This window comes from Mesorhizobium montanum (assembly GCF_033977145.1).
GTDB classification, from domain to species: Bacteria; Pseudomonadota; Alphaproteobacteria; order Rhizobiales; family Rhizobiaceae; genus Mesorhizobium; species Mesorhizobium montanum.
The window spans coordinates 95952-109812 of sequence record NZ_JAVIJF010000010.1 but is presented as its reverse complement, the minus strand read 5'-3'; the positions used below and the strand labels follow the sequence as shown (position 1 = coordinate 109812).

At 62.3% G+C, this 13861-nt stretch carries 10 protein-coding genes; 5 read left to right on the top strand and 5 right to left on the bottom strand.

Annotated elements, in window-relative coordinates; all coding sequences use genetic code 11:
• Nucleotides 1-160: 160 nt before the first annotated feature.
• From RFM68_RS15425 to gspG, 5 genes are all read left to right on the top strand, one after another.
• The gene (locus tag RFM68_RS15425; protein WP_320233836.1) at nucleotides 161-4576 is read left to right on the top strand and encodes an RHS repeat-associated core domain-containing protein; all 4416 of its coding nucleotides are present in this window, start codon (nucleotides 161-163) and stop codon (nucleotides 4574-4576) included.
• Nucleotides 4577-5111: 535 nt separating this feature from the next.
• Nucleotides 5112-6017 (top strand): hypothetical protein, encoded by a 906-nt coding sequence (locus RFM68_RS15420; RefSeq protein WP_320233835.1) that lies wholly within the window; start codon nucleotides 5112-5114, stop codon nucleotides 6015-6017.
• A 253-nt stretch (nucleotides 6018-6270) separates the two neighbouring features.
• Nucleotides 6271-8397 (top strand): type II secretion system secretin GspD, encoded by a 2127-nt coding sequence (gene gspD, locus RFM68_RS15415; protein ID WP_320233834.1) that lies wholly within the window; start codon nucleotides 6271-6273, stop codon nucleotides 8395-8397.
• Nucleotides 8398-8399: 2 nt separating this feature from the next.
• Nucleotides 8400-8894 carry a prepilin peptidase gene (locus RFM68_RS15410; RefSeq protein ID WP_320233833.1) on the top strand — a complete coding sequence of 165 codons (495 nt, stop codon included), beginning with the start codon at nucleotides 8400-8402 and terminating at the stop codon, nucleotides 8892-8894.
• Entirely contained in the window at nucleotides 8894-9367 is a 474-nt protein-coding gene (gene gspG / locus RFM68_RS15405) for a type II secretion system major pseudopilin GspG (protein ID WP_320233832.1), read from the top strand. The genes RFM68_RS15410 and gspG overlap by 1 nt, the downstream gene beginning before the upstream one ends.
• Nucleotides 9368-9428: 61 nt before the next feature.
• Here gspG and RFM68_RS15400 read toward each other — a convergent pair whose 3' ends face one another.
• From RFM68_RS15400 to RFM68_RS15380, 5 genes are all read right to left on the bottom strand, one after another.
• Nucleotides 9429-10010, bottom strand: a complete 582-nt coding sequence (locus tag RFM68_RS15400; RefSeq protein ID WP_320233944.1) for a hypothetical protein — start codon at nucleotides 10008-10010, stop codon at nucleotides 9429-9431.
• A 140-nt stretch (nucleotides 10011-10150) separates the two neighbouring features.
• On the bottom strand, nucleotides 10151-10522 hold the full coding sequence (locus tag RFM68_RS15395) for a PulJ/GspJ family protein (protein WP_320233831.1): 372 nt from the start codon (nucleotides 10520-10522) through the stop codon (nucleotides 10151-10153).
• A complete protein-coding gene (locus RFM68_RS15390; protein WP_320233830.1) occupies nucleotides 10519-10989 on the bottom strand; it encodes a GspH/FimT family pseudopilin in 471 nt (156 codons plus the stop codon). Before RFM68_RS15390 ends, RFM68_RS15395 begins: the two co-directional genes overlap by 4 nt.
• Nucleotides 10986-12203 carry a type II secretion system F family protein gene (locus tag RFM68_RS15385; RefSeq protein WP_320233829.1) on the bottom strand — a complete coding sequence of 406 codons (1218 nt, stop codon included), beginning with the start codon at nucleotides 12201-12203 and terminating at the stop codon, nucleotides 10986-10988. The genes RFM68_RS15390 and RFM68_RS15385 overlap by 4 nt, the downstream gene beginning before the upstream one ends.
• On the bottom strand, nucleotides 12203-13858 hold the full coding sequence (locus RFM68_RS15380; protein WP_320233828.1) for a GspE/PulE family protein: 1656 nt from the start codon (nucleotides 13856-13858) through the stop codon (nucleotides 12203-12205). The genes RFM68_RS15385 and RFM68_RS15380 overlap by 1 nt, the downstream gene beginning before the upstream one ends.
• Nucleotides 13859-13861: the final 3 nt, after the last annotated feature.

Here is a 13861-nt window from a genome sequence, read left to right as displayed (position 1 = left end):
TGTGCGCCTTTGCATCGCGTCGTTTCTGGTCGCTGGAATAAGTCTGACCACCGCACCACCGGCGCGCGCCGCGGGGGATGGCTTTGGGGGCTGGGGGGCGTTGGGTCAGAGTTATCCGTCAGCCGAGGACGCTTGCCATGCCTTGTGGGTATGGGCAGGCATGAACAATGGCTGGAGCCGGTTCATCGGCGCTTTTCCCGATGTCGGCTCGGGTCCAGGCACAAAGGCGTGTTCGTGGACCAGCTTCCAATATCTGTGCACGCAGGAAACCGGACACTACACGCTTTCGTGCGGTACATCCCTCCCTGGTCTCGTCTTCTTCGGCTGTAACAGCGGCTATGATCAAACGCCGGATGGCCGCTGCATCCTGAACAATCCTCCACAACGGCCACGGTGTGAGACGGTCGGCAACCCGATCGACGTCAGTTCCGGCGCGAAGCTGCTTTCCGCCACGGATTTCGCCACTGCGGACGGGCGCTTTCGTATCGGGCGCAACTACAACAGCTTCCAGGGTGGCCGAACGTTCAGCCAGCGCAGCCTGCCCCTGGGATCGGCGGTCGGCTGGCAGTTCAATTTCGAGATGGAGCTGCAGCTCGGCAGTTTCTCCGGGTCGCCGTCATCGCCGACCGGCAACGTCACGCTGATCACGCCGGATGGATCCGGCTATGACTTCGTCCTGCAGGCGAACGGATCCTGGGAGCCGCGCGCTGCGTCCGGCGCGGTCAGCAGGAACTATCGGCTGGAATTCGTCGGATCACTGCCGGGCAATCTCGGCACCATCAAGAATACGTCGTCGCAATGGCGTGTCATCGGGCCGGATGACCGCACCTGGACGCTGCAGACGTTCTCGGATGTGAACGCCAGCCCCGCCTCGTATCGCGCTGGCAGACCCACCAGCATCCAGGATCGCGACGGCTATTCGCAAGCCTTCAGCTATGCGACGGATGGATCGCTTTCGTCCATTACCGATGCATTCGGTCGCGCCGCGACATTCGCCTGGTCCAATTTCTATATCTCGACCTTGCCGAACATCGCCGGATCCCTGCCATTCCCTGAGGCGGTTAGAGAGATTACTTTTCCGGACGGAACCAAGGCCGCCTACACTTACGATCCGCCGGCGAGCCTTTCGGTGCCGTCCACCAGCCGCATCCAGCGTCTCGTCAAGGTGGAATGGAAGGATGTTTCCGGCACGGTGGTGGATTCGTCCTCCTATCACTATGAAGACACCAATTTTACGACCTTTCTGACCGGCATCACCGATCATCGCGGCATACGGACCGCGACCTATACCTATGACAGTGGCGGCCACGCCGTTTCGACCGAGGGCGCGAACGGCGCCAACAAGTTCACCGTCGTCTATGGAACATCCGGCTCGCAGTTCACCCGCAGCGTCACCAACGTGCTCGGTCGAACCGACGTTTACAAGTACGACAAGGTCGGCGGCAGCAGTTGGGATATCCGCTTTGCTGGCGTCGACGGCCAGGCCACCACCAACTGTCCCGCTTCGGCGAACGCGGTCACCTATGACGGCAACGGCTACGTGGCCTCGCGCACCGACGAGGAAGGCCGGGTCACCGCCTATGTCAACGACAGCCGCGGCCGCCCGACACAGATCACCGAGGCCTACGGCCTGCCGGCAGCCCGCCAGACCACGATCACATGGCATCCGACATTCAACGCCCCGCAGCAGGTCATCAAGCCGGGCCTCACGGTCGACTACACCTACAACACGGCCGGCCAGTTGACCGGGCTCACACAGACCGACACCACCTCGCAGACCGTTCCCTATTCGACCAATGGGCAGACCCGCAGCTGGGCCTACACCTACACGACGTCGGGCCTGGTATCGTCGGTCGACGGGCCGTTGGCTGGAACGGGCGACACGGTCTCCTACACCTATGATTCGTCGGGCTATCTCGCCACCATCACCGATGAAGCCGGCAATGTGACGACGGTCAACACCGTCGACGGTCGCGGCCAGCCGACACGGACTACCGATTCCAATGGGCTGGTCACCGACATCGCGTATGACGCACGTGGCCGTCTTCTCACCACCACCGCCGATCCGACTGACGCCGCCGCTCTCACCTCGGTTACCTACGATGCGGCCGGCAATGCCACGAAGATCACCCAGCCCGATGGGTCCTACCTCACCTTCGCCTATGACAACAGCAACCGCGTCACGCTTATCACGAACACCAACGGTGACACGGCCGCCTACACCTACGATGCGATGGGCAATGTGCTGACCCAGCAACTGTCGAACAGCTATCCGGAGCTGTTCTTCAGCTGGCAGAGGACCTTCGACGAGCTCGGCCGCGCCATCACGCTGACGGGCGCAGGCCCGGCAAGCTGGGCCTATGGCTACGACAAGGTCGGCAATCTCAAGACCGTCACCGATCCCAACGCCAATACCATGACCAACAGTTGGGACGCCCTGGACCGTCTGCTGTCCTTCACCGACGAGCGATCGGACGCGACGTCGTGGACCTACGGCGCGACAGAACAGCCGCTCACGGCCAAGGATCCGCGTAACGTCACTACCGGCTATGTGCGCAATGGCTGGGGTGAGACGATCCAGGAGGCGAGCCCCGATATCGGCAGCTCGGTCTATCTGCGCGACCAGAACGGCCGCATCACCAAAAAGACCGACGCGCGCGGCGTCGTCGCGAACTACACCTATGACAATGCCGGACGCATCGCCACGGTCGCTTATCCCGCCGAGCCGACCTCCAACGTCACCTATGCCTACGATTCGGTTGCCGGCGGCAATTTCGGCAAGGGCCGGTTGACCGGCGTCACCGATGCCGCCGGCACGGTGGCCTATGCCTACGACATTCTTGGCCGCGTCACGAGCGAGACCCGTGTCATCGACGGCCAGACCTATGTCGTCGGCTACGAACGCGACGCCGCTGGCAACGTCGTTGCGATGACCTATCCGTCGGGACGTCGCGTCACCTTCGACCGCGACGCGGACGGCAAGATCAACGTCGTCAAGCAGACGCCGTTGGGTGGCGCCCCGGCCTATCTCACCTTCTATGTCGGACGTACGCCCTTCGGACCGCGCCTTGGCATCACCTATGCCAACGACACCCGCGAAGCGCGCCGTTACGACCAGGACGGGCGCCTCACCAATCTCGAGCTGCTGATCGATTCCACCACCGTCAACATCATCGACTGGAACTACCACTACGACGACAAGCGCAACCTGACCGCGATCAACGACTTTCAGAACGCGGCCAACAATGAAACTTATACCTATACGGCGAGCGGTTTCCTGGCGTCGGCGACGGGCTCGTGGGGAGCGCTCACCTACCAGACCGATGGTGTCGGCAACATCACGCAACGCACGGTGACCGTTGGCGGCGTCACCTCCGTCGACACCTACAGCCTGCAGGCGGATTCCAACCGGCTGACCGGCATCGTCACCGGTGTCACGCCGAGCCGGAGCTTCCAGTCCGATTTTGCCGGCAACACCACGCAGGATGTCACGGTTTCGCCGGCGCTGACCAAGGACTACATCTGGAACAATGCCGGGCAACTCAAGGAGGCCAAGGTCGGCGGTGTCTCGAAAGGCACCTATGTCTACGACTATCTCAGCCGTCTGGTGTCGCGGACATTGCCGGCTTTCTCGACCATCCACACGGTGCACGACCTCGACGGCAACGTGATTGCCGAATACAGCTCGACCGGGACGCTGCTGCGCGAATATGTCTGGCTGGAGGAGCGGCCGCTGGCGGTGATCGACAGCACCGTCTCGCCGGCCGCCACCTATTGGGTGCAGACCGACCAGCTGGAACGACCTGTGATGATGACCGACATCAATTCGGCCATCGTCTGGCAAGCCAGTTACCTGCCCTATGGCGAGGTGCGCACCATCACCGGCAGCGCGACACTCGACCAGCGCTTCCCCGGCCAGTGGTTCCAGATGGAGACGGGGCTTTCCTACAACTGGCATCGGCACTATGATCCGTCGCTAGGCCGCTACTTACAGCCTGATCCGCTCGGTATGCCTGATGGGCCGTCAAGGTGGGCTTATGTCTCGAATTCACCGTTGATGGGGGTGGATCCCAGCGGACAATATGAGGAAGACGAACCCTGGAAGCTTGCGAAACCGCCTGGTGATTTCGGCGGGGGCGGCGGCTATTACGGGGGTTGGTGGGCTAATGGCCCCAATGGTCCTGGTCTGGGCCGCATTCTTCTCGGGCTTATGGGTTTTGGTCTTGATGACCCCCAACCGGATCCTGCTCCCCTTCCCCAACCACCCCGGCCTGCACCGGCTCCTCTACCTGGTCCGCAATACTGCACGCCAGACATGCCACCGGTTTACGACCCTCCCTCGGCACCGCGTGGATACTGCAGTTGCAACTGTAGAGTAACTGCTGGAAGAGACGAACCGAATGCAGGTGAGGCCAGATATGCGAAAATGACCTTACCTGATAACCCAGGTTGTCGGGCCACTGCCATTGAAGCATGTAGGGTGGCGAAGAAACGCCTTGGTGGAAAAAGTTTCCATCACCAGGAACCTATATGTAGATACGAGAAGGGAAAGCCTTTTGCACCGTATAGAGGGTAAATATGACGAGATATATCGGTAGTTATGTCAGATTACTTAAGTTATCTGACGAGAGTTATGGTGAGCCTACTAAGAGCTTGAGGAAAACAGCGGTTGGCAGAATCTGTCGAATCGCTGAGCCTTATGAAGGTACGTCAGAGAATGGCCTGACAATCAGATCGGGGGATTATTTGGTAGATTACGCCGCTATAAGTAGAGATGGCGTTTCCTATGTTAGATTCTACGTAAATACAGATGATATTGAAAACGTCGAAGCTACTGAGGAGATGATTATATTGTATAGTGCTGACCTATGGCAACTTATTCGACCATTCGGGCAAGATCAAGACACTGAGACTTTTGCCAAATTGGTTAAAGCTTTTGGCTTGATAGGAGATTAAATTTATTCCGACTCTGCTCGGAGATTTGTTTAATTTGAACACAACCTTCTGAGCATGAGATGAATAGACGCCAGTTTAAGGAAGAACGAGAGGTTCTCGAAGTCTTAACAATTACAATTCCGGTGACAGTGCACTTTTATGTTTGAGTATGGATTATGCGCAAAGCAAAGCCTCATGATCTATCGACCTTTTGCGAGCCGCAATCGTCCGGCTTCGCGCTCGTCGCCGTCCTCGTCTTCCTCCTCATCGTCTCCGCCATCACCTCCACCTTCGCCCTGGCCGCCTGGACTAGCCGCACGGTCGCGGCAAACGAACTGCAGGTCCAAAGGCTCAGCCTGCTGGCCCAAGGCCTCACCAATGTCCTTGCCGTCCGCCTCTTGGATGAAGGTGCCGACACCAAACTGCCTTTGAATTTCCAGCCCATTGCCTGCACGTCCAATAATCTGGCGATCGTGACACGGCTGCAGGGTCATGCCGGGTTGATCGACCTCAACGCCGCCGACCACAATCTGCTGACGCTGGGCTTTGCCTCGCTAGGGCTTGATGCCGAAGCATCCAGAGACCTGTCGATCGCGGTCGAATATTTCCGCAGCGGGGCCAGCATCTTCGCCGCCGCAGCCAAGGCCAAGGTCGAAATTGCCGGCGGCTATAAATTCGCCCAGTTCGAATCGGTGGCCGAGCTGCAGGATTTCGCGCCGTTGCGCATGGTCCCGCTGGCGAACCTCTACCGGACATTCACCGTCAATTCGCGCAGCGGCGCCTTCGTCCCCACCGAAGCGCCGGCGGCATTGGCTGGAGTGGTTCGAGGCAAGGTGCCGGACAGGGCTACGCGGGGTGCGCCGGAACCGGCCTTCACCATTCAGGTCGCGGTCCGCCGGCGCGGCTCGCCGATCGTCGGCTCCGCCGGCTATATTTTCGAAGGCCGTTCGGACGGAAGCTTGCATCGGGCCGCCGCCTATCCGCCGTTCAGTCCCGACGAGCAGGCGTTTGCAGGCGCGACGTCATCCTGCGATCCGGTCTTCGGTCCGCAGGTCACGCGGATGTTCAGTGCATTGCGTTGAGGCATTGTGATGCCATTTGGACTCCCGTCGCCTTAAAGCGCGATGCGCTGAAACGGATTCAGGCGACGCGTTTTAAGTCTTTGTTCTGATGCATGTCGTTGTCCCAGAACCGCTGCGCACTTCTGGGCGACAAGCCCTAGGCCGGCTTTCTACTTCCCGCTACCAACCCTGTGGATAGACTCCCAACATCCCCATCAATCCCCCCACCCACTCGCAAGAAGCCCTAAAGTAAAATTCCAGGGGGATCGGGTGGATGCGAGTCAGGCCAGTCAGTTGCGTCGTATTGTGCATGCTGCTGGCGATCGGCGGCTGCCAGTCGCCGTCGGGCAAGGACTTCTTTACCGAGACCGTCGAGAGCCTGCATGCCAAGAACTCGCCCTTGCGGTCCGGCTATGCCGGCCCCCAGCAGGTGACGTCGGCGTCGGACCGGGCGCAGCGCTTCAATGGCGCGCAGTATCAGGGGTCGGGCGACTTCGTCGGCTCCTCGGCGCCTGTCGCCCAGGTGACGGGCGACGGCAGCGGGCAATATGAGCTCAACCTTGTGAACGCGCCGGTGGCGCAGGCCGCCAAGGCGGTGCTCGGCGACGCTTTGCAGGTCAACTATGTCGTCGATCCGCGCGTGCAGGGCACGGTGACATTGCAGACGTCGAAACCGGTTTCCAAGGAGGCGCTGTCGGATATCCTGGAATCGGCCTTGGCCGTGAACGGCGCCGGCATCGTCAAGCGCGCGGGCACCTACCAGATCGTGCCGCTGTCGGAGACATTGTCGAGCACGCCGGCGGTCAGTGTGCCGTCCGTCTCGCCGTCGGGTCCCGGCGTGAAAGTCCAGGTCATCCAGTTGCAATTCATCGCCGCCGATGAGATGAAGACCATCCTCGAGCCGATCACCCGGCAGGGCTCGGTGCTGCGGGTCGATTCGACGCGCAACCTCATCACCGTCGCCGGCAACAACACCGATCTGGCGGCGATCCGCGAGGCGGTCTCGGTGTTCGACGTCGACTGGATGCGCGGCATGTCGGTGGCGCTGCATCCGCTCAAGGCCTCGAAGCCCGATGCCGTGGCGAGCGAGCTCGATTCCATCTTCGGCACCAAGGATGGTCCCGGCGCCAAGGTTATCAAGTTCATTCCGAACGATCGTTTGAACTCGGTGCTGGTGATCACGTCGCGCCCCGCCTATCTCGCGCGGGCAGCGACCTGGATCGGCAAGCTGGACAGGCTGGCGGAGACTAACGAGCAGCAGCTTTTCGTCTATCAGATCCAGAACCGGCCGGCCAAGGAACTGGCGGCCGTCTTGAGTTCGGTTCTCGGCACTCCGGTCAAGACGGAAGGCGGCTCGGCCGGCTCGAATGTCTCGCCCGACATGACGCCGATCGCCATGCAGTCGGACGGCGTCACGCCGGCGCCGCTGACCGGGCCGTCGCCTTCGCAGCCTCAGCAGGACAATGAGGCGCCCGCCCATGCCACGGTGGTCGCCGATGTCGAGAACAATGCGCTGCTGATCCAGACCACCGCGCGCGACTATGAGCGCATCCAGCAGATACTGACCAAGGTGGATGTGCTGCCGACGCAAGTCATGCTGGAAGCCGTGATCGCCGAAGTTACGCTCAACGACGACCTGAAATACGGCCTGCGCTGGTTCTTCGAAAATGGCGGCACCAAGGTCTCGGTGACCGACCTGGCCAAGGCAGCCGCGGCGGCCACGCTGCCGGGCTTCAACTGGAGCTACGCGACCGACAATATCCAGGTGACGCTGAACGCGCTTTCCAAGATCACCGACGTCAACGTCATCTCGGCGCCGACCATCATGGCTCTGAACAACCAGAAGGCGATATTGCAGGTTGGCGACCAGGTGCCGATCCTGACCCAGCAGTCGCAGGACACCGGGACCGGCACCGCGCCAATCATCAACTCGGTGCAGATGAAGGACACCGGCGTGATCCTGACGGTGACGCCGCGCATCAACAACGCCGGCAGGGTGATGCTCGACATCCAGCAGGAAGTCAGCAACGTGACGACGACAACGAGTTCCGATATCGACTCGCCGACCATCCAGCAGCGCAAGATCCAGACGCGTGTGCTGGTCAATGATGGCGAGAGCCTGGCGCTGGGCGGCCTCATCCAGCAGAACAACAGTGTCGACCGCTCTCAGGTGCCGATCCTTGGCGACATCCCGATTCTCGGCAACGCCTTCAAGCAAAAAGACGACACCATCAAGCGGACCGAATTGATCATCTTCATCCGGCCGCATGTCGTGCGCGATATCAATGAGGCCCGCGAGGTGACGGAAGAGTTCCGCGGCAAGATCAGCCTGCAGACGCCGATCCAGCAGCGGCGCGGCGGCACCAAACTGCAACAGGATGTGAAGAGACTGGCCTACTGACCATGCAAGCGGATGTCGCGACCCTGATCGTTGCCGGCCTGGCCCTGGCGGCCATTCTCGTCGCCATTGCCGTCGTCGACTTCAGGCGGCTGGTCATTCCCGACCTGCTCAATGTGGCTTTGGCCACCGGCGGGTTTGGCTTTCAGTTGATTGTCCAGCGCGACAATGCAGCGCTGCAGGTGCTCATCGCCGCATCGACGCTGGCGGTTTTCTGGGCGCTGCGGCGCGGCCATTTCCTGCTCACAGGCAGGATCGGCCTCGGCCTTGGCGACGTGAAGATGCTGGGTGCGGCGGCGCTATGGATCAACCCGCTGCTGTTGCCGGTGCTGCTGTTCATCGCCAGTGCCGCCGCTCTCCTGTTCATCGGCGGGCAGGTCGTTGCCGCAGGCCCTGCGGCTGCGCGGTCGCGCGTGCCGTTCGGACCATTCATCGCGCTCGGACTGGGCTGCAGCTGGGCGCTCGAACAGTTTGTCGGACTAAATTTGGGGATTTTGTGATGCACATTTTCCGTCATGGCGGCTTGACCAAAAGCAAGTGGCACTGGGCCGAAAACAAGCGAGACAAAGAAGGCGAGGCCGGATTCACCCTGGTCGAGCTTCTGGTCGTGCTGGCCATCATAGCGCTGATCGCCACGCTGGTCGCGCCGCAGGTGCTGCGCTATCTGGGCTCCGCCCGCACCAGCGCCGCCAAGGCGCAGATCAAGAATATCGAGAGCGCGCTGGAACTCTACTATGTCGACAACGCCAAATATCCGTCGAACGATGAAGGGCTCAAGGCACTGGTGACGGCGCCGCCCGGGGACACACACTGGAACGGTCCATACCTCAAGACGACGAGCGGTCTCAGCGACCCTTGGGGCAAGCCCTATGTCTACGAACTGAAGGCCGATGCCGGCGGCATCGTGATCCGCACTCTTGGCCGCGACGGCAAGCCCGACGGGACTGGCGAGGACCAGGACATCACCAATTGATGTGAGCTCTCCAGCCCGGAGCCGGGCAGAGAAGCCGGGTCCGTCAGGGGCGGCGACCGCGTCAGTTATCCCGCTCTCCCTGCAGGCTTGCCAGGCTCAGCCGGGCAAAACCGTCGGACGCATAGGTCGCGCCGTCCCTGGCCACGGATATCCTGAAGCGGATGGCGGTCGGCAGCCGCCGGTTGAACTTCCAGTCGGCCGACCACGATCCCTTCGAACCATCGAGATATTCGAACCGCAGACCGGTCACGCCAGTGATCAGCGGCACTGTCGGGTTCCCTGTCATATCATCGGCGCCAGCGGCGCCGCCCCGGCGCGGTATCTGAATGATGGTCAGGCTGTTGTTGCCCACGGGCTGGACGGCGATTTGCCTGAGCGCGGACGAGCCGAAACCGATGGCCATGATGCCGTTGAATTGCAGCCGGTCGGGTCCGCCGCTGAAATAGATGACATCGTCGGGTGTCGACTGCGTCAAAGGCAGGGCCTCGGCATTGCCGAGCGCGGTTTCGAGAAACCGCGTCGCCGCATCGACTTCCATCTGCATCTGGGTGGCATTCTGGATGCGCATCATCGTTCGCGCCTGCCCCAGAAAGACGACCATCAAGGCCGAGACCACGCCTACGAGGGCAAGCCCCACCAGCACATCGATCAAGGCGAAGCCCTCGATCGGTGACCGCAGCGGAACCGGGCGTGATCCGGCGCTGGGCGCTCTCGTTCCGCGGCGCCAATCCCACCAAGGGAAGGAGACTGGACAGAGCGCGTCCGCGCGAGGAAAAAGACCGCTCATTGCGCGTTCTGCCGCCTGGCAGGCGTGAAGGTGAGAAACGACGCGTCTCCAGCAGCGCTGCCGCTGTTTTCGATGACGATGGCGTTGAGTTTTACCTTCCCGGCGCCCATCGGCTGGACCTTGACCGTCCAGCCGGACTGGGCAACGGCATCGAGCCCGGCCGTTCCTCCGCTTTCGCCATCGGCGTCATATTGCGCCATGATCGAGCGGACCTTGCGCGCCGCCTCAACCTGCTCCCGCGCCTTCACGATGCTGCGGCCCGCGAGCACGATCGTCTGGCTGGCGATGCCGAGGACCAGCGCCAGAATGGTCATGGCGACGATCATTTCGAGGATCGAGAAGCCGTCCTCGCTGTCCGCGGGCGTCATGGCTTCATCTTCCGGCTGGCAAGCCCGGTCAGCCAGTTCACCTCGATATGCGCCGCCTGACCAGCGCGTTGCAGGTCGACTTCCACGCCTGACGAGCTGCCGTCAGGAAGAAATGTCAGAGCCGCCTGGCGGCCATCCGCGACCGTCTCGCGGCCAGTGGTCACCGTCATCCTCACGTCCGTGGGCAAATCGAGGATAGGCCGGTCGCCGAAACGGATAGTGCGGGCGCCGAGATCGATGACGATCTGCTGCGGCCTCGCCGTGGCGATCGCGACCGTGCGCGACATACGAATTCGGGCAACGATCTCGCTCGACAGGCTTTCCAGGCTCTGCGACCGGTATCGCTGGACGATGCCGGGCGCCGCTATTGCCGCAACGACCGCGATGATGGCCAGCACCACGAGCATCTCGATCAAGGTGAAGCCGGCGTCATCCTCGCGTTGCGCCACGGCGGCAGACATCTTCATTGCAGCGCCAGATCGTTGATGCTGAGGATCGTCGTCATCACCGAGACGACCAGGCTGCCGACCAGAAAGCCGAGCGAAATCGTCATCGCCGGCGTCAAAAGCTTCAGCACGGTGTCGATGCGCCGGGTCAGCGCGGATTGCAGCATCTTGCCCGCGCGGTCGAGCACGACAGGAAGCGCGTTGGCGTCGTCGCCAAGCGAAATCAGCGACAAAGTGGCATTGTCGAACAGGCCGGCATTGGCGGCGGCGCCGTGAAGCCGCGCGCCGTTTGCCACTTCTTCCTCGATGGCGGCAAAACTCGCTTTCAACGACGCTTGCTGAGAAACATTGGTTGCCAGCCGAAGCGCCTCGCTCATCGTGACACCATTGCCAAGCAGCAGGGACAGGGTTTCGAGATAGCGGGCAAGCACCGCATTGATAACCAGCGGGCCGATCATCGGCGTTCTCAGAAGCCAGCGCGAGAAGACGCTTCCTGCGGCGGGGGATCTGGACACGACGAGATAGCCAAGCAGCGCCAGCAAGGCCGCCAGCGGGAAAACGAAAGGATAGTCGTTGAAGACGCTGCCGAGGGCCGACAGCATCCGCATCGTGAAAGGTTTGCGGGCGGAAGAACCCTCAAAAATCGGCTCCAGCGCGGGCACCAGGACCGTCGCCAATATGACCATCGCCCCGCACATCACCAGAAGCAGGAATGCCGGATAGGTCAGGGCTTCGATGATCGAGGCACGGCGTTTTGCCCGGGCCTCGAACGCATCGGCCAGACGCTGGCAGATATAGGCCATCTTGCCGCTGCGTTCGCCGCTGGCAAGCAAGGCGGCGACGTCGGGGGTGATACCGGGCAGAGTGAGGAAGGCGTCGGCGATCGAGCGCCCGCCGGTGGTAAGGTCGAGCACCGTCTGCAGCTGCTGGCGCCTGGCAGCATTGCCTTCGCCGGAAATGACCGCGTTCAAGGCGCGGTCGATGGTGAAGCCGGCATTGAGCAGCACGGAAAGCTCGGCAAAAAGCCGGCTCATGTCGACGCGCCGCGTCAGCGTAAAACTGGCTTTGCCCGGCAGCCTGATCCGCGCCTTCTCCTCGCTTGCGGGCACCAGATGGTAGGAGCGGCGACCTTGCTGGGCCAGCTTGCGGGCGGCATCCTGCTTGGTCGGCGCCTCGACGACGCCGTTTTCCCTAGCCCCGTCGGCGAGATAGGCGCGATAGGCGAATGCCGGCATCAGCCGCCTCCATCGAAATCGATGACGCGCCGCACTTCTTCGAGTGTCGTGACCTGGCGCTGCGCCAGGGCGGCGGCATGCGCGGCCATCGGCGTGAGATCGGCTTCCGCCGCCGCCTTGGCGATATCGAGCTCGCTGGCGCCTTCGTCGATGAGCGCCGCAATGCGCGTCGACACCTGCAGCATCTCGTAGGTCACCGTACGCCCGCTATAGCCCGAGCCGTTGCAGCTTTTGCAGGAAGCAACGTGGTCGGCGCCGTGGCAGGCCGAACAGACACGCCGCAGCAGGCGCTGCGCGATGACGCCGCGGATCGTCGCGCCGAGCAGATAGCCGTCGACACCCATGTCGCGCAGGCGCGTCAGCGCGCCGGCCGCGCTGTTGGTGTGCAACGTCGAAAACACCAGATGGCCGGTCAGCGCCGCCTGGATGGCGATCTGCGCCGTCTCGCGGTCGCGGATCTCGCCGAGCAGGATGATGTCGGGATCCTGGCGCAGGATCGAGCGCAGCGCGGTGGCGAAATCGAGATCGATCGCCGGATTGACCTGCAACTGCGTTATGCCGGCCATTCTGTATTCCACCGGATCCTCGACGGTGAACACCTTGACGTCCGGCCGCGAGCGCTCGGCCAGGATCGAATAGAGCGTCGTCGTCTTGCCGCTGCCGGTCGGGCCGGTGACCAGCACGATGCCGTTGGCGGCCTGCGACATCTGCCTGATCTTGGCTTGCGCGGCTTCGTCGAAGCCGAGCTTCTCAAGGCGCAGTTCCACCCCGGCGCGGTCGAGGATACGAAGCACGATGGCCTCGCCATGGATCGACGGGATGACCGAAACGCGTAGATCGACGTCGCGCCCCCGCACGGCAATGCGCATGCGGCCGTCCTGCGGCAGCCGCCTTTCGGCGATGTTGAGCCGCGACAGGATCTTGATGCGCGTCGAAACGCCCGACAGCATCGCCGACGGCGCGGTGTCGACGACGGAGAGCATGCCGTCATTGCGGAAGCGGATGCGCACATGATCCTCGAGCGGCTCGATATGGATGTCGGTTGCCTTGGCATCGACCGCGCGGTGGATGGTGTCGGCGACGAACCGCACGATCGGCGCCTCGCGGGCGAAATCCTTCAGGCGCTCGATATCGTCCGAGCCGAAATCCGCTGGGCCCGCGCTGCCGGCTTCGAGCGATACCGCTTCCGCCGCCGAACGCTCCAGCCGGTCGATGCATTCGCCGATCATGCGTCGCGGCAAGACGCGCAGCGACGGCGTCCTTTCCCAATGAAAGGCCAAAGCATCGATGGTCGCCAACGAAAAAGGATCCGCCACCGCGACGACCAACTGGCGGTCGTCCATCTCCAGCGGCAGCACGGCGTTTTCCTTGAGATAGCTGAGCGGCACGCCGGCAAGCATCTGCGGGCTCAACTGTTGCGGCGCCTCGGCGAGCACCGGCACGTCGAGGAACCGGCACAGGCTGTTGGCCAGGTCCTGCTCGCCGATCAGGCCGAGTTCGGTCATCACGGTATCGAACGGATGCCCCGATGTCCTGGCCGCGCCCATGGCGCGCTGCGCGCTGTGAGCGGTCAGGACCTTCTCGCTCTCCAGAAAGGCGAGGAAGGCTTCGATGCGGGAGGCCTGGTTGCGGGAGGCTTGGAGCGCGGCGTTCATGGT